The following is a 23717-nucleotide window of genomic DNA, read 5'->3' on the forward strand; positions in this document are numbered from 1 at the left end:
CCCCGTCGCGGAACACCCCGTCCGCCGGTCCACAAATCGTCCGCGCTGGCAGGTCTCCCGGCTTGCGGAGCAGGGTTTCCCCTTCGATCCCCGCCTTCCCGATCCCTTCAGGGGATCAGTGGCTTTGGGCATCTCTCCGGTCACGGTCGCGGGGGCGGCTGCATTTTGGACCCAAATCTTGCCGATTCGGACCCTATCGCATTCCCTCTTCGCCTGTCATAGGACAGGAACCAACGCCGGAGCACCATTTGCCCCCGGCCGCCTCTTGTCAAGCCGAAGGACCGATCCGATGACGAGCGAGCCGGAGACCGAAACGGCAGATGAAACCGACGCCAAGCACGCCGCCAAGATGGCGAAGATCAAGGTCGCCCGCGACAAGATCATGGCGACCAAGAGCGGCGAAAAGGGCCTCATCATCGTCCACACCGGCGCCGGCAAGGGCAAGTCGTCCTCCGCCTTCGGCATGATCGTGCGCTGTGTCGCCCATGGCCTGCCCTGCGCGGTGGTGCAGTTCATCAAGGGCGCCTGGGATACCGGCGAGCGGCGCCTGCTCACCGGCCATTTCGGCGAGCTCTGCCAGTTCCACGCCATGGGCGAAGGCTTCACCTGGGAGACGCAGGACCGCGCCCGCGACATCGCGGCGGCGCGCGCCGGCTGGGAGAAGGCGAAGGAGCTGATCCTCAATGAGAGCCTGCGCATGGTCGTGCTCGACGAGATCAACATCGCGCTGCGCTACGACTATCTCGACATCGCAGAGGTCGTCGATTTCCTCAAGACGTCGAAGCCGCCGATGACGCATGTCGTGCTCACGGGACGCAATGCCAAGGACGAGCTGATCGAGATCGCCGATCTCGTCACCGAGATGACGCTGGTGAAGCATCCGTTCCGCTCCGGCATCAAGGCGCAGCCCGGCGTCGAGTTCTGAAGTCGATGGCACGCGCGCTGATGATCCAGGGGGCGGGCTCGGACGTGGGCAAATCGCTCATCGTCGCCGGCCTCGCACGCGCCTTCACGCGCCGGGGATTGCGCGTGCTCCCCTTCAAGCCGCAGAACATGTCGAACAATGCCGCCGTCACCGTCGACGGCGGCGAGATCGGCCGCGCCCAGGCGCTGCAGGCGCTCGCAGCGGGCGTCGAGCCGCATACCGACATGAACCCGGTGCTGCTCAAGCCCGAGACCGATGTCGGTTCGCAGGTGATCGTGCAAGGAAAGCGCATCGCCACCGCACGCGCGCGCGAATATGCGGCGATGAAGCCCGCGCTGATGGGCGCCGTGCTGGAAAGCTTTGAGCGGCTGAAGGCGCGTTCCGATCTGGTGCTGGTTGAAGGTGCCGGCAGCCCGGCCGAAGTGAATTTGCGCAAGGCCGACATTGCCAATATGGGCTTTGCCCGCAAGGCCGACGTGCCGGTGGTTCTGGTCGGCGACATCGACCGCGGCGGCGTCATCGCACAACTCGTCGGCATCAAGACGGTGATCGACCCTGATGATGCCGCGATGATCCAGGGGTTTGTCATCAACAAGTTCCGCGGCGATCCCACGCTGTTCGACGACGGCTACGGGCTGATCGCGCAAAAGACCGCATGGCGCGGCCTTGGCGTGCTGCCCTGGTTTTCGCGCGCCGGCGAGCTGCCGGCCGAGGATGCGCTGGGCCTGAGCGATGCGCGCAAGCCCGGCCAGACCAAGATCGCCTGTCTCGCGCTATCGCGCATCGCCAATTTCGACGATCTCGATCCGCTCAAGCTCGAGCCGGCTGTTGATCTCGTGATGGTGCGCCCGGGCGAAGCGATCCCGGGCGATGTGCGCCTCGTCATTATCCCGGGCTCGAAATCCACCCGCGGCGATCTCGCCTTTTTGCGCGCGCAGGGCTGGGACATCGATTTGCTCGCACATCACCGGCGCGGCGGCCATGTGCTCGGCCTCTGCGGTGGCTATCAGATGCTGGGACGCAGCGTCGCGGACCCCGAAGGTATCGAAGGCCGTGCGGGCGATACGCCGGGCCTGGGACTGCTGGATGTCGAGACGGTGATGAGCCCGCAAAAGACGCTGACGCGTGTTGCGGCCGTGCATACGGCAACGGATCAGCCGATCGAGGCTTACGAAATCCACATTGGGCGCACCGACGGGCCAGATCGCGGGCGGCCGTTCGCCAAACTCAACGGCGAGCCGGAGGGCGCGATGTCGCGCGATGGCCGTGTGCAAGGCAGCTACCTGCACGGCCTGTTCACGTCGGATGATTTCCGCAAGGCGTATCTGGCAAAGCTCGACATTCCCGCGGGCGACGAGCCGTATCACGCCAGGGTCGAGAGCGCGCTCGAGGCCCTCGCCGATCACATCGAGAAACATCTCGATGTCGAAGGCCTGCTCACGCTAGCGCGCTAGCATCTCGGCGAGGCGCGTCCATTCGGCCTCAGCGCCCGGAAGGCCGAGACGCAACCACGAGGGGTTCTGCGTGAAGACCCGCGACCAGATCTGACCGCGCGCGAGCCTCTCCTGCGCGGCAAGCGCATCCGGCGTCTCGTAGAGACGGAACAGTGATGCGCCACCGACGAGCCGCCAGCCCTGCGCATGCGCCATCGCGTCGAGGCGCGCACAGTCCCGCAAAAGCCGCGCTGACGTCGCCTTGGCCCAGGCCTCATCGCGCAAAGCGCGGCAGCCGATCGCGATCGCGGCGCCCGAGACCGGCCATGGCCCCGATGCCGCCGCGAGCTTGTCAATGTCGGCTGCATGGCCGATCGCGAAGCCGAGCCGCAGGCCGGCCAGACCGTAGAACTTGCCGAACGAGCGCAGGATCAGCAAGCCCGGCCGGCCGGCTTCCGAGGCGAGCGAGAACTCGGGAACGGCATCGGCAAAGCTCTCGTCGATGACGACGTGACCGACGCGCGGCGACAGCGCAAGCAGATCCTTCGGCGCATGACGGCGGCCATCGGGATTGTTGGGATTGACGACGATGGCAAGATCCGCGCCCGCCAGCGCGTCGAGCTCCCTCACCTCCTCGACCTGCCACCCCGCGACCGAGAGAACGGGCGCATATTCGTTGTAGGTCGGCGCGAGGATGCGGGCCAGGCCACGCGGCGCGAGCCGTGGCAGCAGTTGAATGGCGGCCTGTGCGCCGCCCATCGCAACGACAGGCGCCGACGCGCCATAGGCGTGTTGGGCGGCCTGATGCAGCGCCTCGATCTCGGAGCGCGAGGGCAAGGCTTGCCAGTGATGCGCTGATATCTCGCCGATGGGATAAGGCAGCCGGTTGATGCCGGTCGACAGATCGATCCAGTCCTCCGCGCGCCCGCCAAAACGCTGCTGGGCCAGATCGAGATTTCCACCGTGCTCGCGCATGGCCCGTTGTTTCACGCGTACGCCAGGATCGCAAGCACGCCTGCGAGCAGCAGCATGGCGCGGCGGTAGATCGCCAGCCCCTCATGAATGTCCGCTGCAAGCGGATCGCGCGCACCTTCGTTAAGCCAGGGCTCTTTCGTGACACAGCCGTGATAGATGCGCGGGCCACTGAGCCGCACGCCGAGCGCGCCGGCCATCGCAGCTTCCGGCCAGCCGGCATTGGGCGAACGATGCCGGCGCGCATCGCGCGTCATGCACGACAGCGCCTCCGAGCGCCGCGGTGCGAGCAACACGAACAGCAAGCCGGTCAGGCGCGCTGGAATGAAATTGGCGACATCGTCGATGCGAGCAGCGGCCCAGCCAAAGGCTTCGTGACGATCGCTGCGATGGCCGATCATGGAGTCCAGCGTGTTGATGGCCTTGTAGCCGAGGATTCCCGGCAAGCCGAACAGCGTCCCCCAGAACACCGGCGCGACGATGCCGTCGGAGGCATTCTCGGCGAGGCTCTCGATCGCCGCGCGTGCGATGCCGGCTTCATCAAGCGCGGCCGGATCGCGGCCGACGATGCGCGAGACCGCCTCGCGCGCGGCGGCGATGTCGCGGGTCAGCAGAGGCTTGGCGACCGCGGCGACGTGATCATGCAGCGAGCGCAGCGCCACCAGCGGCCAGGCCAGGACGCCGGCCAGCACGAATCCGATCCAGCCTGAGGGAAGCAAGGACTGAAGCACCCAAGCGAGCGCCACCGCGAGCGCGATCACCAGAAGCGCGCCGGCAATGCCGGCGGCGCGGCGGAGCGCCAGGGCATCGGACTCGCGATTCCAGCCGGCATCGATGGCATCGATCAGCAGGCCCAGCCAGGTCACGGGGTGGCCGATCCGCGCGAACAGCCATGACGGCCAGCCCAGGAGGGCATCCATCGCCATCGCCACCACCATCGCGCCTGCAAAACCCAAACCCGCCTCCTGTCCCGCCCCTGTTGCGCAAAGCGAGGGGCGAGCGCAAGCCCCTGCCGGGCTGATTTTCGGCTTTGTCTTTGGCCGCGATTGGTGATTAGTCAGGCTCACAGGAGAGCTTTATGGCCGTCATCTTGATCACAGGCGGAGCGCGATCGGGCAAGAGCGCCCGCGCGGAAGCGCTTGCGCGCAGCTTTCCGGAGCAGCCGCCGATCTACATCGCTACGGCCGAGGCGCTCGATGCCGAGATGGAGGCGCGCATCGCTGGGCATCGCGCGCGACGCGGACCCGGCTGGATCGAGCGCGAGGTGCCGCTCGATCTCGTGCGTGCGCTCATCGCAAGTGATGGCGGCGGTGCGAGGCTGGTGGACTGCCTGACGCTGTGGCTCTCCAATCTCATGCATGCGGAGCGCGACTGGCAACGCGAAGTGAGCGAGCTTGCCGCCGCCCTGCCCCGCCTCGAGAGCCCCGTCATCTTTGTCACCAACGAGGTCGGACTCGGCATCGTGCCCGACAACGCATTGGCGCGCAGCTATCGCGATGCAGCCGGCATCATGAACCAGACCATTGCTGATGTCGCCGATAAGGTCGAGTTCGTGGTCGCCGGCCTGCCGATGAAGCTGAAATGACGCCGCGCGCCGACATTCTGAAAGACGTCGCCGCCGATCTCAGGATCGCCGCGTCCTTCGTCACGATCCTTCCCGTGGCCTCGTCGAAGCCATCAGGCGAAGGCGCCGTCGCGCGCGCGACATGGGCCCTCCCAGTGGCCGGGCTGCTGGTCGGCCTTGCCGGCGCGCTCGTCTACAAGGTCGCCATTCGCGTCGGATTGACGCCTGATATCGCCGCCCTGCTCGCGCTCGCGACGACCACGCTCATCACCGGCGCACTGCACGAGGACGGGCTTGCCGACACCGCCGACGGCCTCGGCGGCGGGCGGACGCGCGAGCGCAAGCTCGAGATCATGCGCGACAGCCGGATCGGCAGCTATGGTGTCTGCGCCCTGATCCTGTCGTTCGGCCTGCGCTGGAGCGCGCTTGCGGCGATCGCCAATCCCTGGGCCGTGATGCTCGCGCTGTGCGCAGCTCATGCCGCGGCCCGCGCGGGCTTGCCGGCCTTCATGTCGCTGGTTGCCCCGGCCCGTCCCGACGGTCTTTCCGCGAACGCAGGAGCGCCGCCGGGCCGCAGCGTGGCCACGTCCTTCGCCATAGGAACGCTCGCGCTCGCTCTGGCGTTGGGGCCGGGCAAGGCGCTGGTCGGCCTGGTGCTGCTCTCCCTCGCCGGGCTGATGCTGGCGCGGCTTGCCATCCGCCAGGTCGGCGGGCAGACCGGCGACATCCTGGGCGCATTCGAGCAGGTCGGCGAAATCCTGATCCTGCTGGTCGCGGCCGCCTTCCTCCACGGGGGAGGATGAAATCATGGTCGAGTTCGACGACACCTTCCGCCTTCAATTGCGCGAGCTGTTCGTGTGGCGCCGCGACGTGCGCCGCTTTCGTAACCAGGCACTGCCCGACGGCGCGATGGAGCGGCTGATCGAGACGGCTTGCCTGTCGCCCTCGGTCGGCCTGAGCCAGCCCTGGCGCTTCGTCATCGTCGATGATCCCCAGCGGCGCCGCGCCGTGATCGACGATTTCAAGGCGTGTAACGCCGATGCACTCAACTGCTATTCCGGCGAGCGCGCCGCGCGCTACGCCACGCTCAAGCTCTCGGGCCTCGAACAGGCCCCTGGCCACCTCGCCGTGTTCGCCGACAAGGCCAGCGACACCGGCCACGGCCTCGGCCGCGCCACCATGCCGGAGACGACAGAATATTCGGTGGTCGCGGCCATCACCGCGATGTGGCTCGCCGCCCGCGCCGAAGGTATCGGGCTCGGCTGGGTCTCCATCCTCAGCCCGCAGCGTATCCACGGCCTGCTCGACGTGCCCGCTTCCTGGAAGTTCATCGCCTATCTCTGCATCGGCTATCCCGAGGCGGAATGCGACCAGCCCGAGCTCGAGCAGGCGAAGTGGGAGCACCGGCGGGACGCGAGCGAGTTCACGCTGCGGCGGTAGCAGCCCGCTCCATCCACCGAGACCGCTGCGAACGAACATTCACAAGCGTATTTTTCATCAATTGTGGTTGCCGTCCTTTCGCGTTATGCACCTTCCCCGGGGACAACTCTTGCGAAACATTTCATGAGCGAGCGGCCTGCTCCTGCCCGCGTCGTGCCGGCGGTCGTCCGCCGCGATTTCATTCGGCTTGCGGGAGCAACCGTCGCAGGCTTGCTTGCCCTCGACGCAACGTCGGATCGCATGCGAATCGTCGCCTCGATCACCGCTCTGGCGCTCGATGACGAGCTGACCCGACGCAACATGAGCGAGAGTTCGAACTCTCGCCTCGGTGCGCTGATCGCGGGCTTGCGACAACGCGGCTGGGTCGAAGGGGTCAATTATCGTCTCGAGGTTCGCTCGACATTCGGCGGGCCCGACAAGTTGCAGACCGCGATCGCGGAGCTCATCGATCTCAAGCCGGATGTCATCCTGACCGGCTCGACTGTCGAGACCGCGGCCGTCATGGCGGCCACCAAGACGGTCCCGATCGTTTTCGCGACCTCCAACGATCCCGTCGGCAACGGCTTCGTCGAAAGCCTTGCCCATCCCGGCGGCAATGTCACCGGCTTCACCAGCAGCACCCCCGATATGGGCGGCAAATGGCTTCAGCTGATCAAGGAAGCCGTGCCTGACATCCGGCGCATCGGCGTCCTGTTCAACCCGGCCAGCACCCCTCGCGCCGGCCGCTATTACCTTGATTCGCTCGAGCGGGAAGCCGCGACATCGAGCGTCGCGGTGGAGCTTGCACCCATCAGCGCAGTCGCCGAGATCGACGGCGCGATCGGCCGCTTCGCTGATCCTCCGAAGGCGGCCGTGATCTCGCTTGTCGACAGCTTTCTCGTGGTCAACCGGAAAGCGGTGGTCGAGACGGCCGCGAGACATCGCGTGCCGATGATCTATCCGTTCCACTACTTCATGGATTCGGGCGGGCTGATGAGCTACGGGCCGACGCTGGAGGTGCGCTCGGCCGATTATGTCGATCTCATCCTCCGCGGCACCAAGGCCGGCGACCTGCCGGTGCAATCGCCGCGCAAATACGAGCTGCTGATCAACCGCACCGTCGCCAGCGCGCTCGGATTGAAGATTCCCTACACGCTGCTGGCGCGCGCCGACGAGATTCGCGAGTGAATGAACAGGTCGACCAGGGACCTTTGCGGACGCCTCCCGGACGGCTGTTCCGCAAATATCTCTACTCGATCGTCGCGCTTGCCTTTGCCGCGCTCGCCATCAACACCAGCTTCGACGTCTGGTTCTCCTATCACGAGCAGAAGCAGCTGCTCGCGGCAACCCAGCGCGAGCAGGCTGCGAGCGCGGCGATCCAGATCGGCCAGTTCATCAGCCAGATCGAGACCCAGGTCAGATGGCTGTCGCACCTGCCCCCGGAGCTTTCGACCAATGAAGACGTGCGCCTGAATGCCATCAGGCTGCTGCGCCTCTCGCCCGCGATTGCGGAATTGACCGAGCTCGATTCGAACGGCCGCGAACAGGTACGCGTGTCGCGCCGCGTCGCGGACCGGATCGGCAGCAACATCGACCAGTCCTCCTCTGCCGCCTTCCGCGGCGCCAATGAAGGCCGGGCCTATTACGGGCCGGTCTATTTCTTCGGCGACACCGAGCCCTTCATGAAGCTCGCCACGCGCGGCAGCGGCAGCTCACCCAACGTCGTCATCGCCGAGGTCAATCTGCGCTTCATCTGGGACCTCGTCGCCGGGATCAGGGTGGGCAACACCGGCAAGGCCTATGTCGTCGATCGGCTGGGTGTGCTGATTGCGCATCCCGATCTGTGGCCGGCGCTTCGCCGCAGCGATCTCTCCGGCCATCCTGACGTGCGCGCCGGGCTCGACGGAGTCGGGCCACCCTCGGGCGGGCTGATCAAGGAGGATTTTGCCGGTCAGCGCGTGCTCTCGACCTATGCGACGGTCCCCTCGCTCGGCTGGCTCGTGTTCGTCGAGCTCCCGCTCAGCGAAGCCTATGCGCCGATCTACGCCTCGATCGGACGCTCGACGTTCCTGCTGATCGTCCTGCTCGCCTCCGCCACCCTGGTGTCGCTCTGGCTCAGCCGGCGCATGGCCGTGCCGATCCAGATGCTGACCCAGGGGGCACGGCGGATCGGCAGCGGCGATCTCGGACAGCGGCTCGCCATCAAGACCGGCGACGAGCTCGAGGCGCTGGGCGACCAGTTCAACCGCATGGCCGCGCATTTGCGCGAATCCTACGCCACGCTCGAGCGCAAGGTGATCGAACGCACCTCCGAGCTCGAGAAGGCGCGCGATCACGCGCTGGCCGAGCACGACGCGGCCGAGCGGGCGCGCAGCGTCGCGGTTGCAGCCAACGAAACCAAATCGCGCTTCCTCGCCGTTGTCAGCCATGAGCTGCGCACGCCGCTCAATGGGGTCATGGGCGTGCTGCAGCTGCTCGACGACGGCCGGCTCAGCGAGGTCCAGCGCCGCCACCTCGCCACCGCGGCCGCGTCGGGCGAAACACTGATCGCGCTGGTGGACGCCATTCTGGAATATGCCCGCCTCGAGGCCAGCACTGAGGCCCTGGAGACGCGCGACTTCCGTCTCGACCAGCTGATCGAGACGGCGGCCGATCTGATGCGTCCGCAGGCGTTTGGCAAGGGTCTCTCCTTCGACCTCGCCTGCGATCCATCAATCAGCACGTCAGTCCACGGCGATCCCGTCCGTCTCAACCGAATCCTGCTCAATCTGATCGGCAACGCCATCAAGTTCACCCCGAGTGGCGGAATATCCGTGCATGCGGCGATCGAGCGGCGTGACGACCATGCATTGCTGCGCGCCGTCGTTCGCGACACCGGTATCGGCATTGCGCCCGAGATGCACGAACGGATTTTCGAGGACTTCGTGCAGGCCGACGACAGCATCGCACGGCGGTTCGGCGGCACCGGCCTCGGGCTTGCGATCGCGCGCCGACTGGCGCGGCTGATGCGCGGCGACCTGACGGTGGAGAGCACGCCGGGCAACGGCAGCGTGTTTACGCTTGTCGTCCCGCTCGGCAAGGCCGCCGGCGGCATTGCACAAGGCACGCTGCCGCCGCAATCGCGACCGCTCCGCGTGCTGCTGGTCGACGACGACCCCATCAATTGCGAGGTCGGCGAAGCTATCCTGACCAGGCTCGGCCACCGCGCCGCGATCGCAAGCAATGGTGCGGCCGCTGTCGCGCTCGCCGGAAGCCAGCCGTTCGACGTCGTCCTGATGGACCTGCACATGCCCGACATGGACGGCGTGGAGACGGCCACGCGCATCCGTCAGCTGCCCTTGCGGCCGATGCCGCGGATCATCGTCGTGACCGCCGACGCCTCGCCCAGCACCCGCCAGCGGCTCGCAAGCGCCGGGATCAGCAAGGTCGTCAGCAAGCCGATCCTGATTGGCGCGCTCCGCGAGGCGATCGAGGACGAGCCCGCGCGCGGCGCGACCGAGGCGCCGCTCGCATCAGGCGCGTTGATCGACCGGCATTTTCTCGACGACCAGAAGGCGCTGCTCGGCATCGGCCAGGTCACGAAGCTGCAACATCTGCTGAGAGAGACCAGCGAAACGCTGATCGCCGACATTGTCGCGGCGGCCGCGGCCGGCGATGCCAGGCAGCTCGCGCGATCTGCGCACCAGCTCGGCAGCGCCGCAAGCGCGCTCGGCCTGATCAGCCTGTTCGAGCGCTGCCGCGAGATCGAAGAGGCAGCGCCCTCGATGTCACCAGAGGCGTGCCGGGATGCGGCGCGCGAGCTCGCCGCGCTTCGCGACGCGTCGATCGGCGCGCTGGACAATATGCTCACGCCCCAAACCGCTCCACCAGAAAATCAATGAACAGCCGCACCTTCACCGACAGATGCCGCGTCGGCGGATAGACCGCATAGAGCGCGAGCGGCGGCGCGGAATAGTCGTCGAGCACGGTCCGCAATTCGCCCTTCCGCAGCGCCTCCGCGGCGATGAACTCGGGCAGCAGCGCGAGGCCCCTGCCCTTGATCGCAGCGTCACGCAGCACCTCGGCGTTGTTGACGCAGAGCGACCAGTCCGGCTGGATCCAGTGATCGCCATCGGCACCTGACAGCTTCCACTGATTGCCGGTGAGCAGGAAGCCGTAGGTGAGCGAGGCATGCGCGCGCAGGTCCTGCGGATGTTTTGGCGTGCCGTGACGCGCGAGATAGTCAGGCGAGGCGCAGATCATGCGCGGCACCGGCATGATCTTTCGCGCGATCAGGCTCGACGATTCCAGGTCGGCGATCCGCAGCGTCACATCGAAGCCGTCCTGGACGGGATCGAGCAGATCGTCGCTGAGCACGATCTGGAGCTGAAGCTCCGGGAACGCTTGCATGAAATCCGCGAGCACAGGCCCGAGCCGCATCGTGCCGAACGACATCGGCGCGTTGACGCGCAAGAGGCCCCGCGGCGCCGACTGGGCCTGCGTCACCGCCTGGTCGGCCGCTTCGATCTCCGAGAGGATGACGACGGCGCGCTCGAAATAGCGCTGGCCGTTCTCGGTCGGGCTGGCGTGCCGCGTGGTCCGGTTCAGGAGTTGGACGCCGAGGCTCTCCTCGAGGTCGGCGATGTATTTGCTGATCGCCGAGCGCGACAGCCGCAGCTGCCGGCCCGCCTCGGCAAAGCTGCCGCTTTCGACCACCTTCACGAAGGCGCGGAGGCTGGCGACCTTATCCAAGGGCCCGCCATTGTTTCCAAATCGTAGACATAGCCGTCATATTTGCATGGATTGTCTCCAATCCAAAGCGGAGCGATATTTCCACCCAGAGCAAGAGTGCTCCCCCTAGAGAGGAGGACGACAATGTCTGGACTGCACCATGTCACCGCGATTGCCGGCGACCCCATCCGCAATTTCGGCTTCTATACCAGGGATCTCGGCCTGCGCTTCGTCAAGAAGACGGTCAATTTCGACGATCCCGGCACCTACCATTTCTACTATGGCGACGAGACCGGCCGCCCCGGCACCATCCTGACCTTCTTCCCCTGGGCCGGCGTGTCGCAGGGCCGCCGCGGCGTCGGCGAGACCCATCAGACCGCCTTCCGCGTGCCGCAGCGCTCGCTCGGTTACTGGACGCAGCGCTTCACCGAGAAGGGCATCGCCTATGAGGCGCTGGAAAAGCGTTTTGGCGAATCCGTGCTGCCGTTCATCGATCCTGACGGCATGGCGCTCGCCCTGGTCGGCGTCCCCGGCGCCGAGAACGAGCCCGGTTGGAGCAATGGCGAGGTGCCTTCAGAGCACGCGATCCGCGGCTTCCACGGCGTGACCCTGCTGCTCGACAGCGCGGCCAAGACGGCTGCGGTGCTCACCGACGTGTTCGGCTTCAAGGAGACGGGACGCGAAGGCTCCGTGATCCGCTTCAAGGCGCCTGGCGATGCGCAAGGCAGCGTCGTCGACATCTATGAGGCCAAGGGCTTTCTGCGCGGCCATCAGGGCGGCGGCTCGGTGCACCACATCGCCTTTCGCGCGGCAGATGACGCCGAGCAGGGCAGGATGGCGCAAAAGCTCGTGAGCAATCACGGCCTGCATCCGACCGAGCAGCGCGATCGCAACTACTTCCGCTCGATCTATTTCCGCGAGCCCGGCGGTGTGCTGTTCGAGATCGCAACCGACATCCCCGGCTTCGCCGTGGACGAGCCGGTGGCGAGCCTCGGACGCGACCTGAAGCTGCCGAGCTTCCTCGAACGGCATCGCAAGCAGATCGAGGGCGTGCTGCCGAGCCTGGAAGCGACCGCATCATGACCGAGTTCATCCATCGCTTCGAGCCCGCGACCAGCGCGCACCTCCCACCCCTGCTGCTGCTGCACGGCACCGGCGGCGACGAGAACGACCTGCTCGGGCTCGGCCAGATGATCTCGCCAGGCTCGGCCCTGCTCTCGCCGCGCGGCCGCGTGCTCGAGCACGGCATGCCGCGCTTCTTCCGCCGCCTTGCCGAAGGCGTGTTCGACGAGGACGATGTGCGTCGTCGCGCGCTCGAGCTCGGCGATTTCGTCGCGGACGCTCGCAAGCGCTACGAGATCGCCGCGCCCGTCGCGGTCGGCTTCTCCAACGGCGCCAACATCGCCGCAGCGCTGTTGCTGCTGAAGCCGGACGTGCTGGCAGGCGCAGTGCTGCTGCGCGCGATGGTGCCGCTGTCGGATCCGCCCAAAGCCGAGCTCGGTGGCAAGCCGGTGCTGCTGCTATCGGGTCAGGCTGACCCGATCGTGCCCTCGAGCAATTCGGTCAGGCTTGCGGCGCTGTTGTCGGACGCAGGTGCGCGTGTCGACCACAAGGTTTTGCCGGCGGGCCATCAACTGTCGCAAGCCGACGTGACCCTCGCCCGCAACTGGATCGGCAGCGTCGAGGCGAAGGCGGCGTAACCAAACAAGCGGCGCATCGCCTTCGGACGCTGCGCCGCTTCGCCTCTCCAGGACCGCGCATCACCGAGGGCGGTTCAGAGCCGTTCGTGCAGGCTCGAATTCCAGCAGCGGATCCCGTACACAGTCTCGCCATCTCGCCCGATGGCCTTCCGCCTGGAGACGGAAATAGACGACCCGCCGGATCACTGCTGAAGTGTTTCCACCCATATTGTGGCCGAGCAAATAGTTTCCAAGAAAGAGATCGCCGGCCCGTCCCAGCACCTGTTCGGGCGCCTCCATTGGGTAGGTCGGGTGCTCGATATCGAGCAACGCGTCGGGCCCGTGCTCGCGGAGATAGGACGCAGCAACGTTGTGCGAGCCGGGCCAGACCCAGAGATTGCCCATATCTGACGCGGTTTGATCGGTCAGGAAGATGCCAGCCAGCAGGGTGAACGTTCCGGGGCGTCCGCTCGGCTCTGTGATCCTGATCCCGTCGATATGCGGCCCGCCGGGTCGATGCTTCCAGACCGGAATGTTGAGCGAGACCTGAAGTTGCTCCAGCTTGGCCAGGGCCAGTGGCGCGATCAGGCTTTGCACGATTTCCGGGGCCCTGCTCTCTTGCAGCAGAGCGACCAGGGGATCGGTGTCGGCCGGATTCTGCTCCCAATAGAAGTGGAATCCGCGACGGTCAGCCGGAGGCGGATTTTGCTCGACCAAACGGTCGATCCGTTGCATTGCCGCTTCGAGCAGCATCGCTGGAACGACGTCAGGAATAACCACGAAGCCGCGTTCTGCGAATTGACGCAGTTGGTCGTCGTTTAAGGGGGACATGACAGAGCTCTCTCTACGTGCCAGCACCTACGTCCCGTCGTGCGGGACTGCGAGGTGTGGTCGATTCGATCAGGAAGTCGCCGCTCGCAAGCACATGACGCGCGAGGACGATGCGCGCGAGGACGATCTCCAATTCCTGTCCGCAAAGGCGCGGACGAGCCGTTAGCGGCTCAGCAGGAAGAAAACCGAAGCGATGTTGAGAGTGCTGATCATCATGGGCCGAACATTATCAAAGCAGCACACCGACGCAAGCCCTCGACGCCATCTCAGGCGCTCTCACAGGGCTGCGCTTAAAGGAAAGCGCTCAACCTTGCGGCCCTGGCGCAATTCGATTTCAGCGCCCCGGCAGAGCGGATAGTCCGTCAGAACCGGGCGGATCGCCTCAAAGAGTGCGCGGGCGTTCGGGCCATAAAGGAAAAGCTGCACATTTTCCGGACCGTGCTCGTGACCGTCGAGCTCGCCCGCATCGGTCTCGTCGAGCCGGCGTTCGAGCCTGCTCTCAAGGGTGTGCAGATCGCATTGCGCGTAGACCTCGGCGGGAAGGCCGATGCCGTCCAGCGTGACGAGCACGGTGCCGCTGGTCTTGCGCTTGACGGATTGCTTGGCGGGCTTCGGAGCCGCGCGCGGCGTCGGCGGCGCCTTGGTCTGGAGCAAGGCGGCGGCGCGTGCGCGCAGCGCGCCGGCCTCGGCAGCGCGGTCCAAGGCCTCGAGCGCGTCGGCCTCGTTGCTCAGCTTTTCGGCAAGCTTCTCTCTGTTGACGTTTGGAAGCGCCTCCATGACGGCGCGGGCGCGGCCGAACCACTCCAGCGCGGCTTCCTTCTCGCCCGAATCGCGGCGGATTTCACCCTGTGTACCAAGGGCGTGTGCGAGAAACTCGCCGCCGACCGGGGTCAGGATGTCGACCGCGCGGTCGGCCTCAGTCCGGGCGCGCACGAAATCGCGTTGGCGACGATAGACATTGGCGATGTTGTTGTGCAGGTTGCCCCGCTGCGTCGTCGTCGTTTGCGGGTCGCACTCGCGCGCCTCGCGCACTTTTTCATACCAAGCGAGCGCCTCTTCGAGCCGGTTCGCCCGGCTCGCCAGCACGCCGAGGTTGAGCCATGCGGTCGCGGCCTGGTTGCTGTGATCTTTCGCGGCGAAGATGTCCGCGGCCTCGCGGAACGCCTGCGATGCGTCGTCTGGGTGGGACCTGATTGTGGCGTTGCCAAGATCGAGCAAAGCGTGAGCGAGCAGCAGGTCCGGGCCCGAGCCGCGGATCAGGTCAATCGCCTCCCGCAGCACGCCCGCCGCTTCGGCCGAGAAGCCGAGACGCACGAGGCAGCGACCGGCGCGCCAAAGTCGACCCCGCACCGCCACGGGATCACGACGGGTCAGAGTGACGGCTTGCTGGCAATAAGGCAGGGCTCGGCGATGTTCGTTACGGTCCATGAGCACGTCTGCGATCACGTCGACGCTCGCTAGCGTCCCGCTCGGTTCGCCGAGGCTCTTGAGGGCCGCCATGGCCTCGGCGGCGCGCTTTCCCATCGCCCCGGTTTGGCCGCACGCGGCGTGGCATGTTGCCGCCGCGAAATGCGCGGCGGCTTTCATTTCGCGGGCGTCGGCATCGTCGCGCGCATCGAGCTGGGTCAGGATGGCGTCGAAGACGTCGATCATCTTCGGATTGCCGGTGCGCGCTTCGCGGAGACCCAGCTCCAGCGCGGCCGCGCAATCGTCGAACATGGCATCCAAGTCCATTCCGCGCGTGCTCCTCTTCCCGGGATGGATAAGCTAGGCAACACGAGTTAGTAAGAGTTTAGCGGCTTGGCGCGAACGAGGTTAATGCGGCTCCCTGTTGCGTCGGCTCGGGGCACTTCAAGTCATCGTCCGAGGGGTATAGATAGGACTATTGTCCGCCCGGAGAACAGCAAGTGGGCCGAATAGCAAGCTTGGTAGGGATCGTCACGACTTTCACGACCATTGCGGTTGCCACTCCACTCCGGGCTCAAGCAACACCGGAAGCGTCAGCGTGCGGATATCTCTCCGGTCTGATCGATAGGGCCTCGCCATCAGGGCCGTTGTTCCTGCCAAGCTATCCGACCGTTGAAACGGGGCCTCTCCATGGTGCCGCCTACCTCTACGACAATGCGGTAGCCGCCATCGCCTTGGTCGGTTGCGGCGAGCGAGACAAGGCGTCTCGAATTGGCGCGGCGATTCTTTGGGCCATCGATAACGACCGCACCTGGCATGATGGGCGGCTCCGCAACGCATACGCCGCGGGTATGGTGGCCAGTGGCCCCGCCAAACTTCCGGGATGGTGGGACAACACGCAGAACAAGTGGTTGGAAGATCGATATCAGGTCGGCAGCGATGTCGGTAACATGGCATGGGCCATGTTGGCGTTGCTGTCGATCGACGATGTGAACACCGGCTCTCGGTTCCGCGATGGTGCGGCACGGCTCGGCACCTGGGTCGCGCAATGGGCCGACGCGCGAGGCACTGGCGGTTTCACGGGCGGTACGTTCGGGCACGAGCCGACGCCCGAGTTGCGGACATGGAAATCGACCGAACACAATACTGACCTCGCCGCCGCGTTTGGCCTTCTTGCAACCCGCACCGGCGATTTGCGCTGGCGCGATATGGCAACAGCTGCCGAGCACTTTGTCGAAACGATGTGGGATCCGGCATGCGCCTGTTTCGCCGCAGGCACCGCCGAAGACGGCGTCACGCGCAATCCGGTGTTGGCCCTTGATGCTCAGGTCTGGCCGTTAACGGCGCTATCAGGAGCGGCCAGGAAATTTGCATCGGCCATTACGACCGCCGAACGGCGAATGAGTGTCGACAAGGGCTTTTCCTACGGTGAGGACCGAGACGGTGTGTGGACCGAAGGGACCAGCCAAATGGCTCTCTTGCTGAAATTGCTCGGCAGAACCGCGGAGGCGAAATCGTTGGTCGCTGTCATCGAATCCCGGAGGTCGCCGGATGGCGGATTCTATGCCACTGATGTCCGCGCGCTGCCGACCGGGTTCATGCTGGATACCGATCCGGCCAAGCCACGACTCTATTTTCGATTGCCTCATCTTGGCGCAGCTTCGTGGGCGGCCCTGGCGGAACGTGGTTTCAATCCCTTTACGGCGACATCTGGACTTCCGTAGTCAAGACCGCGGCGCTTGTCGTCTCGGCCCTTGATTGGTTTTACGCCATTGCTCCACAAAAAAGGGCCTCGCAGCGCGAGGCCCTTTGTCTTGTCGATTCCGCGGGGCCTATCGCCGTGCACCCGCGCCGTAGAGTTCGCGCTCCCGGCCGATGTCCTCCGGAGACAACGGCGGGCTTGCGGCATCGAAATCGCTCCAGCCGGCTTTCTGCCAAGCGGAACTGCGCTCCTGAAGGTTGACGGACCTCTCATGGAGAAGGGCGTCGAGACGTACGCGGTCGTTGTCGGGCACCTTCGCTGTGACGAGCGTGCCACCGCGGCGAACGCCTTCCGCATAGCGCGAAGCGTCTTCCTTCGAGACGCCGGCTTGGGTGAGTGCGCCGACGATACCGCCCGTGGCCGCGCCAGCGGCCGCACCGGCAGCGGTAGAGGCGAGCCATCCAGCAGCAACGACCGGCCCCAGACCCGGAATGGCCAATAGGCCCAAGCCAGCGAGAAGGCCTGCCGCGCCGCCGATGCCGGCGCCGATACCGGCACCCGTGCCGGCCCCTTCGGCGCGATCGTCGACGCCGTCGCGGTCACGGTCAACCTTGCCGCGCTGGGCACCGAACCAATTGTCGGAATTGTTGGCGACGATGCTGATGTCGGAGTGTGGCACGCCGGCGCTCTCGAGCCTGGTGACGGCCCGCTCGGCATCGGAATAATTATCGTAGAGGCGAGAGATGGTGGTCGTCATGCTATCTGCTCCTTATTTCGTGGAATTGACGTTGCCCTGGAAGTCGACGCTGACGTCGGTCTTGGTGCCGCCCTTGTCGGCCTTGCCGCGCCAGACGCCTTGGTCGTCCTTCTGCAGGGAGGAGACGTTGGAATATCCCGCGTCCTCGATCCGCGATTTCGCCTGGCCCTCGGTGAAGCTGTTGCGGCCCGCGACCGGCGCATTCGAATTGTTCTTATCGGAGCTGTTGACGGCGTTGTTGCCCGGCCCGCTCTGCGCCGGCTGCGACTGAGCACCCGCGGGCGCCGACGCGAGCAGCAATAAGGTTGCGGCCAGCAAAGTTATACGTGACATCTTTTTGTCTCCTGCAAGTGATTGTGCCGGCGACAACGAGCGAGATTCGAAATGGTTGCTAGCGCGCGGAGATGCGGAGTACGCGGCACGCTGCCGCGCTGGATCAGCTTGAACGGATCCGGCAGTTATTGGCGAAAGCCATGGAATATTAAGCTGCCTAGCCACGGAGGCGGCGCGGCGGCTATTGTCCTCGACTCTTTCAGCTCGTCTCGCACGAGAGTAAGCGCATCGAAGACGCTCGCGCAGCCGCTCCGTTCCGGGGCTTGGTGCAAAAATATACACAAGCGATAAAACGGCCTCAGCTCCGGGGCTGGCGCCGAACTGAGGCCTTTTGCGTCGGTCTCACGTTATCGAGCGTTATTCGAAACGCATCAACTTGGGTGCGGACTATTTGGTTCCTCGCCAGTTTGGCCTCAGTTCATCTTGCGGCGGAAGCTGTCTGCGATTTTTCAATCGTTCCTCGATGTCCTCGCGCGGCCAAACCTAATTTCATCACGATGGCCGTGTGGCCCGCTATGAGTCACAAGGTGGCATTCCTGCGGGGAGGTCCCGTGTCACTTCAGCCGAACTGACATCCGAGCCTGCACGCCCGCTGTCCGGTGCTGCCCGTCGACAAGCGCGGGTAATCTGGAGCGCCGGTCGCCCCCGGCGGCCTAAGCCGCCACGTTCGACAGGAACCGATCCACCGACGAGCGCAGCTGCGTGGCCTGGCTGGAGAGGTCGTGCGCCGTGGCAAGGACGATGTCGGCGGTGCGATTGGCGTTGTCGGTCGCCTCCGCCGTCCCGGCGATGCTGCGCGCGACCTGCGCGGTGCCGGAGGCGGCCTGTCCGATATTCCGGGAGATCTCGCCGGCCGCCGCATTTTGCTGGCTGACCGCGGCCGCGATCCGCCCGGTGAAGCCGTCGATATCGCCGATGATCGTCGCGATGGCGCCGACATTGTCGACCGCCTCGCGCGTCGCCGATTGCACCTCGGTGATCTGGCTCGAAATCTCCTCGGTCGCCTTGGCCGTTTGCGTCGCCAGCGCCTTCACTTCCGAAGCAACCACTGCAAAACCCCTGCCCGCTTCGCCGGCGCGCGCCGCTTCGATCGTGGCATTGAGCGCGAGCAGGTTGGTCTGGCCGGCAATGGTCCTGATGAAGCCGACCACCTCGTCGATCTGCTGGGCGGCACTGGCGAGCCTGCCGATGGTCTGGTTGGCCGCCTCCGCCATGCCGGATGCGCGCTGCACGATGGCGGTCGCATCGGCCAGTTGCGACGTGATCGCCTGGACGGACTGGCCGAGCTGGCTTGCGGCTGCTGCCACGGTCTGGACGTTCGCCGACGTCTCCTTCGCCGTCGAAGCCGCCTCGTTCGATTGCGAGCCCGCATTGCGTGCGGCGGAGGCGAGGCCCTGTGCCGTGTCCGTCAGCTCGCCGGTCATGCGCGCGGTGTTGCTCATCACCTCGCTGAAGGCGGACCGGAAGGCATCGATCTCGGCTTCCAGGCGCTGGCGATGAACGGCCTGCTCTGCACTGCTCTGGTCCTTGGCCGCGATCAGCGCGTGATCGTCATCGGCGCGGGTCTTCAGGCTCGCCTGCATGAGCGCGAGCGACTTCAGCAGGCGACCGAGCTCATCGCTGCGACGCACCGCGATGTCGTCGGTGAAATTACCGGCGGCGACGCGTTCGGCAACCCGCACCGCAGCGGAGATCGGCCGGCTCATCGAGTACGAGAATGCAAGCGCGATCAGCAGCCCGATCGCGACAGTTCCGACTGCGACCGTCAGCATCGTGGTGCGGGCCGCCTCCACATCCTTCTCTGCCGCCATGCGATATTCATAGCCGTACGCCGCAACGAGCTCGACGAGATCGTCGATCGACGCCATCAGCCGGTCGCCTTGCTGGGCGAGCAGGAAGCTGGTCGGGATCTCCGTCGCGCCACCGGGCGACGGCTTCAGGATCTTGAGCGCAGCGGTCGACCAGTCCTTGAGCTCTTTTTCGGCCTTCTCGCGCGCGGCGGCAACGCTCGGCGTTGCGGCGCGCTCACGCACCACTTTCAGGTCCTCGGCACTGTCGCGGATCAGCGACTCGAACTTTGCGACGATTTCGCTGGAGCTGCCGGCGACAAGGGCGCGCTGGAGCAGCAGTCGTGCCTCGTGCAGCGCCGCGTGAGCGGAGCGCGCGTGATTGATCCCCATCAATGGGCCGTCATAGAGACGAACCACCAGGTCCCCGGAGTTGCCGATGGCGCGAATGCCGTAGAAGGCGATGCCGCAGGCCAACAGAAGCACGACACTGAAACCACCGAAAATCTTGTAACGTATGGACATCGTCAAATCTCCGGCGCTTCGATTAGAGCGTTTTCGCGCGAAGTGGGTCGCGGTTTGCGAGAAGAAAACGCTTCAAGATGAAATCCTAATCCGTGACCTTGACCATCATCTTCATGCGCGGATGAATGGCGCAGATCACCTGCACATCACCCGGCTCCTTGAACGACACGTCCGTCGAGGTGCCCGGTGCCTGCGATCCCAGATTGAACTCGTTGCCCTTGCTGGCCGACATGATGTTGTGCGGCACCGTGTCGTCGTTCAGGAAGGTGACGGCCGCACCCTTCTTGATCGTGATGCTCTCGGCGGAGAAGGCGCGGCCTTGCTGATGGACGATTTCGGTCGCGGCATAGGCGCCGACCGAAAAGCCGGCAACGATGACGCAGGTGAAGAGAGCGATTGTGCGCATGTGAGGAACCTTCGTGGGTTAGCGTGGGAGAACCGGCACGGCGGTCGGGCCGAGCTCGCTGGTCAAAGTCTTGAGGAATGCGACGAGGTCGGCCTTGTCCTGCGCGGACAGGTCGAGCGGGCGCATGAGATCGGATCGGCTGGGCCGGTCGACGCCGGCATGGTCGTAATGGTCGATGACAGCTTCCAGCGTGGGGAGCGAGCCGTCATGCATATAGGGGCCGCGACGGGTGATCTCGCGCAGGCCCGGCGTCTTGAACGCGTGCTGCATCTTGATGACGCCAGGCAGGTATTCACCGCGACCGATATCCTTGCTCGGCAACCCGATGTCCTGAAAGCCCTCGTTGGTGAAGTTCCAGCCCTCGTGGCAGGCCGCGCATTGCGCCTTGCCGTTGAACACGACGAAGCCGCGCTTGGCCTCCTCGGAGATCGCCTTCTCGTTGCCGTCGATCCAGGCGTCGAACGGAGCCCGTTCCGAAACGACCGTACGCTCATAGGTCGCGATTGCCTGCGCCAGCGTCTTCGGCTTCATGCCCTCGCCCGGAAAGGCTGCCTCGAACATCGGCTTGTATTCGGGAATGGTTGCGAGCCGCGTCATGAGCTGGTCGAGCTTCATGTTCATCTCGCCGGGCGACTGGATCGGGCCGAGCGCCTGGTCTTCAAGCGTCGGCAGACGGCCATCCCACATGTAGATCGCGCTCCAGGCCGCGTTGACAACCGTCGGCGAACGACGGCCGAGCTTGGCCATGCCGTGACCGACACCGACCGCAAGCCCGTCACCCCAGCCGAAACCCGGGCTATGGCAGCTCGCGCAGGACTGCGCTGACGTCACCGAGAGACGCGTGTCGAAATAGAGCTTCTTGCCGAGAGCCGCCTTCTCGGGCGTGAACGGATTGTCCTTGGGAAACGGGATCGTCGCGGGCCGGCGATACAGCGCCTTGAGCGCATCGACACCACCGGGCCCCTTTTGCGTGATCTCGACCTTCCGGCTTTCGCCGACCACGGCGGCGCCAAAACCGATGCTCGCGGAACCGAGAACGGCGAGTGCGGCGGATGCGATCGTCGCAACGAGCAGCCGCGAGCGATAGATGCCCTGCATCGGCATGCGAATGTCCCCCCAGCAAAAGTGTCATTTGCGACGCCGCAAAAAACTTGAAGCAACGCGCGATCAGTATCGTGATTAAAATAGCGGCAATTCGTTAAGCAGATCGTACCGGGCACATTGTTCCGCTATCGATTTTCGAAATTTCAGCAATCGCAAAGTGCGGGAAGAATCGGCAATCAACGACGAGTTGCGCTCCGGCCAACAAATGTTAGTGGCGAGGTGATCGCGACCAACATTTGTTTGGTCGATCACGCAGTTCTGAATTTCCGATTATGGCATTATGCCGGTGTTTTGCCCGACGGAGCAAGCGATTTCGTCAAGTCAGAAATTTTGTCAGGCCCTTCCAGCCCATCGCTACGGTGCATGGGGTTGTTTTCAGATTATGTTTCGGGGAGGCCAAACGAATGGCCTCTTCCCGGTGGGGAAGAGGCCATTACAGACGCGACAGTTTCGACTGATGACGCGGTCCCTACTCCCAGGACCAGGCCGAGAAGTCGTTCTCGAACTGCGGAACTTCCTTCCAGACGCCTTTCAGCTTCTTGTTGATGACCGTCGGCCATTGCGGCTGGAACAGGAAGCCGGCCACGGCGTCGGTCGCCAGCATCTTCTGGGCATCGCCGAGCAGCTTGGCGCGGCCGGCTTCGTCAGGCGTCGAGACGATCTGCTTGTAGAGCGCGTTGAAGGCCTCGTTGTTGTAGCCGAGATAGTAGTCCGGCTCGGTGAGCTTGACGAGGTCGAACGGCTCGACATGACTGACGATGGTGAGGTCGTAATTGTGCGGACCGTTGGGTGCGAACACCTGCGACAGCCACTGCGCCCATTCGACGTTCTCGATCTTGGCGGTGATGCCGACCCTGGCGAGCTGGGCCGCCAGGATCTCGCCGCCCTGCCGCGCGTAAGGCGGCGGCGGCAGCTTCAGGCTGATCTCGAGCGGCGTGGTGACGCCGGCCTCCGTCAGCAGCTTCTTGGCCTTCTCGGGGTCGTAGGGGTTGATGCCCGTCGTGTCGACGTAGCCGAGCGAACCCGGCGTGTAGAAGCTGCCGATCGGCGTACCGAAACCTTCGACGGCGCCGTCGATCAATGCCTTGCGGTCGATGGCGGCGAGGATGGCCCGGCGCACCCTGACGTCGTCGAGCGGCTTCTTCTTCTCATTGATGGCGACAATGGTCTTGGCCTTGGAGCCGCCGACCAGCACGGTGAAGCGCGGGTCGTTCTTGAACTGCGCGACGCCGCGGGTGGTGACGCGCGGAAACGCATCGACGTCGCCGGACAGCAGCGCCGCGATCTGCGCCGCGGGATCGCCGATGAAGCGGATCGTCACCTTGGACAGCTTGATCGCGGAGGCGTTGCGATAGTCGGGCCATTTGTTCAGCGTGAGCGAGGAGCCCTTGACCCAGCCGCCCAGCTGATACGGCCCGGTGCCGACCGGCTGCGTCACGTTGGTCGGCGCGCTCTTCGGCTCGACGATGGAGCCGCTTGCCTGGCCCAGCAGGAACGGCAGGTTCGGCTCGGGATATTTCAGCGTAAGCACGATCGTGTCGGCATCGGGCGCATCGACCTTCTCGAACGCCTGGAACAGGCTCTTGTCCTTGTTGGTGCTGTTCGCGGCCGCGTTGCGCTCGTAGGAGAATTTCACCGCGGCGGAATCGAAGGCTTCGCCGTTCTGGAATTTGACGCCCTTGCGCAGCTTGAACGTGTAGGTCTTCAGGTCAGGCGATGCGGTCCAGCTCTCGGCGAGCAGCGGCGAGACCGAGCCGTCCTCGTTGATCTTGGTCAGGGTCTCATAGATGTTGTAGAGCGTGACCTCCGCGATCGCGGCGGCGGCCGCGTTGGTCGGGTCGAGCCCCGGCGGCTCCAGCGTCATGCCCATGACGACGCTGTCCTTCTTGCTCTGCGCCAGCACCGGCAGCGGCGCCGCGGCCAATGCGGCGGCAAAAGCGACGATCGTAAGCTTCTTCAACATGCCCAACTCCCCGGCCTTCTTCTGTCCTTCTGAGACTACGCCAATTCCGCAGCCGACACTAACCTTCCCGGGCGGCCTGCGGCAATGCCATCACGGCCTCCGCCTTGTGGCAGGCGGCGAGATGTCCCTCGCCCACCCTGCGTAGCAAGGGCGGAACCTCGCGGCAATGCTGGTCGGCGAGCGGACAGCGCGCCACGTAG

The 23717-nt window shown here is 65.2% G+C and carries 21 protein-coding genes, 1 pseudogene and 1 riboswitch; of the genes and pseudogenes, 10 read left to right on the forward strand and 12 right to left on the reverse strand.

Features of this window, described 5'->3' with window-relative positions; genetic code table 11:
* Positions 1–30: 30 nt before the first annotated feature.
* Positions 31–250, reverse strand: a riboswitch (cobalamin riboswitch).
* 39 nt (positions 251–289) lie between these two features.
* Positions 290–925 (forward strand): cob(I)yrinic acid a,c-diamide adenosyltransferase, encoded by a 636-nt coding sequence (cobO, locus tag XH98_RS27735; protein WP_271602136.1) that lies wholly within the window; start codon positions 290–292, stop codon positions 923–925.
* Positions 926–930: 5 nt separating this feature from the next.
* Positions 931–2379 (forward strand): cobyric acid synthase, encoded by a 1449-nt coding sequence (locus XH98_RS27740; protein ID WP_271620516.1) that lies wholly within the window; start codon positions 931–933, stop codon positions 2377–2379.
* On the opposite strand, the gene cobD is transcribed toward XH98_RS27740, so the two are convergent.
* Positions 2368–3333, reverse strand: coding sequence for a threonine-phosphate decarboxylase CobD (cobD, locus tag XH98_RS27745; RefSeq protein WP_271620532.1), 966 nt, complete (start codon positions 3331–3333; stop codon positions 2368–2370). The genes XH98_RS27740 and cobD overlap by 12 nt on opposite strands.
* An 11-nt stretch (positions 3334–3344) precedes the next feature.
* The gene (gene cbiB, locus XH98_RS27750; protein WP_271602138.1) at positions 3345–4286 is read right to left on the reverse strand and encodes an adenosylcobinamide-phosphate synthase CbiB; all 942 of its coding nucleotides are present in this window, start codon (positions 4284–4286) and stop codon (positions 3345–3347) included.
* A gap of 122 nt (positions 4287–4408) precedes the next feature.
* Between cbiB and cobU the strand changes: the two genes are divergently transcribed.
* The 5 genes from cobU to XH98_RS27775 all read left to right on the forward strand — a co-directional run bounded on the left by cobU (position 4409) and on the right by XH98_RS27775 (position 10194).
* Entirely contained in the window at positions 4409–4915 is a 507-nt protein-coding gene (gene cobU / locus XH98_RS27755; RefSeq protein WP_271620517.1) for a bifunctional adenosylcobinamide kinase/adenosylcobinamide-phosphate guanylyltransferase, read from the forward strand.
* The gene (gene cobS / locus XH98_RS27760) at positions 4912–5697 is read left to right on the forward strand and encodes an adenosylcobinamide-GDP ribazoletransferase (protein ID WP_271602140.1); all 786 of its coding nucleotides are present in this window, start codon (positions 4912–4914) and stop codon (positions 5695–5697) included. The genes cobU and cobS overlap by 4 nt, the downstream gene beginning before the upstream one ends.
* A gap of 4 nt (positions 5698–5701) precedes the next feature.
* Complete coding sequence (gene bluB, locus XH98_RS27765) at positions 5702–6334, forward strand: 5,6-dimethylbenzimidazole synthase (RefSeq protein ID WP_271620518.1); 633 nt, start codon at positions 5702–5704, stop codon at positions 6332–6334.
* Between the two features lie 123 nt (positions 6335–6457).
* Positions 6458–7501 (forward strand): ABC transporter substrate-binding protein, encoded by a 1044-nt coding sequence (locus tag XH98_RS27770; protein WP_271620519.1) that lies wholly within the window; start codon positions 6458–6460, stop codon positions 7499–7501.
* Complete coding sequence (locus XH98_RS27775) at positions 7498–10194, forward strand: hybrid sensor histidine kinase/response regulator (protein ID WP_271620520.1); 2697 nt, start codon at positions 7498–7500, stop codon at positions 10192–10194. The genes XH98_RS27770 and XH98_RS27775 overlap by 4 nt, the downstream gene beginning before the upstream one ends.
* Here XH98_RS27775 and XH98_RS27780 read toward each other — a convergent pair.
* Positions 10160–11044 carry a LysR family transcriptional regulator gene (locus XH98_RS27780; RefSeq protein WP_271620521.1) on the reverse strand — a complete coding sequence of 295 codons (885 nt, stop codon included), beginning with the start codon at positions 11042–11044 and terminating at the stop codon, positions 10160–10162. The genes XH98_RS27775 and XH98_RS27780 overlap by 35 nt on opposite strands.
* 123 nt (positions 11045–11167) lie before the next feature.
* Here XH98_RS27780 and XH98_RS27785 point away from each other — a divergent pair, with 123 nt between their 5' ends.
* Together XH98_RS27785 and XH98_RS27790 are read left to right on the forward strand one after the other, a co-directional pair.
* Positions 11168–12106: a ring-cleaving dioxygenase gene (locus XH98_RS27785; RefSeq protein ID WP_271620522.1), complete on the forward strand. Its 939-nt coding sequence runs from the start codon at positions 11168–11170 to the stop codon at positions 12104–12106.
* Entirely contained in the window at positions 12103–12723 is a 621-nt protein-coding gene (locus XH98_RS27790; RefSeq protein WP_271620523.1) for an alpha/beta hydrolase, read from the forward strand. The genes XH98_RS27785 and XH98_RS27790 overlap by 4 nt, the downstream gene beginning before the upstream one ends.
* A gap of 60 nt (positions 12724–12783) precedes the next feature.
* Here the strand turns inward: XH98_RS27790 and XH98_RS27795 are convergent, their stop codons facing one another.
* Positions 12784–13560, reverse strand: coding sequence for a phytanoyl-CoA dioxygenase family protein (locus XH98_RS27795; protein ID WP_271620524.1), 777 nt, complete (start codon positions 13558–13560; stop codon positions 12784–12786).
* Between the two features lie 249 nt (positions 13561–13809).
* On the reverse strand, positions 13810–15267 hold the full coding sequence (locus XH98_RS27800; RefSeq protein WP_271620525.1) for a tetratricopeptide repeat protein: 1458 nt from the start codon (positions 15265–15267) through the stop codon (positions 13810–13812).
* Positions 15268–15587: 320 nt separating this feature from the next.
* On the opposite strand from XH98_RS27800, the gene XH98_RS27805 reads away from it, so the two are divergent.
* Positions 15588–16664, forward strand: coding sequence for a hypothetical protein (locus XH98_RS27805; protein ID WP_271620526.1), 1077 nt, complete (start codon positions 15588–15590; stop codon positions 16662–16664).
* Between the two features lie 108 nt (positions 16665–16772).
* On the opposite strand, the gene XH98_RS27810 is transcribed toward XH98_RS27805, so the two are convergent.
* From XH98_RS27810 to XH98_RS27840, 7 genes and pseudogenes are all read right to left on the reverse strand, one after another.
* Positions 16773–17399 (reverse strand): hypothetical protein, encoded by a 627-nt coding sequence (locus XH98_RS27810; protein ID WP_271602150.1) that lies wholly within the window; start codon positions 17397–17399, stop codon positions 16773–16775.
* A 12-nt stretch (positions 17400–17411) separates the two neighbouring features.
* Complete coding sequence (locus tag XH98_RS27815) at positions 17412–17732, reverse strand: hypothetical protein (RefSeq protein ID WP_057758909.1); 321 nt, start codon at positions 17730–17732, stop codon at positions 17412–17414.
* 653 nt (positions 17733–18385) lie between these two features.
* Positions 18386–20044 (reverse strand): methyl-accepting chemotaxis protein, encoded by a 1659-nt coding sequence (locus tag XH98_RS27820; RefSeq protein ID WP_271620527.1) that lies wholly within the window; start codon positions 20042–20044, stop codon positions 18386–18388.
* 85 nt (positions 20045–20129) lie between these two features.
* Complete coding sequence (locus tag XH98_RS27825) at positions 20130–20450, reverse strand: plastocyanin/azurin family copper-binding protein (protein WP_057758913.1); 321 nt, start codon at positions 20448–20450, stop codon at positions 20130–20132.
* Positions 20451–20468: 18 nt separating this feature from the next.
* On the reverse strand, positions 20469–21554 hold the full coding sequence (locus XH98_RS27830; protein WP_271602152.1) for a cytochrome-c peroxidase: 1086 nt from the start codon (positions 21552–21554) through the stop codon (positions 20469–20471).
* A 469-nt stretch (positions 21555–22023) separates the two neighbouring features.
* Positions 22024–23517, reverse strand: coding sequence for an ABC transporter substrate-binding protein (locus XH98_RS27835; protein ID WP_271620528.1), 1494 nt, complete (start codon positions 23515–23517; stop codon positions 22024–22026).
* A 58-nt stretch (positions 23518–23575) separates the two neighbouring features.
* Positions 23576–23717: pseudogene (locus XH98_RS27840) on the reverse strand (peptide ABC transporter ATP-binding protein); the annotation flags it as partial.

This window comes from Bradyrhizobium sp. CCBAU 51745 (assembly GCF_028128715.1).
Lineage (GTDB): Bacteria > Pseudomonadota > Alphaproteobacteria > Rhizobiales > Xanthobacteraceae > Bradyrhizobium > Bradyrhizobium manausense.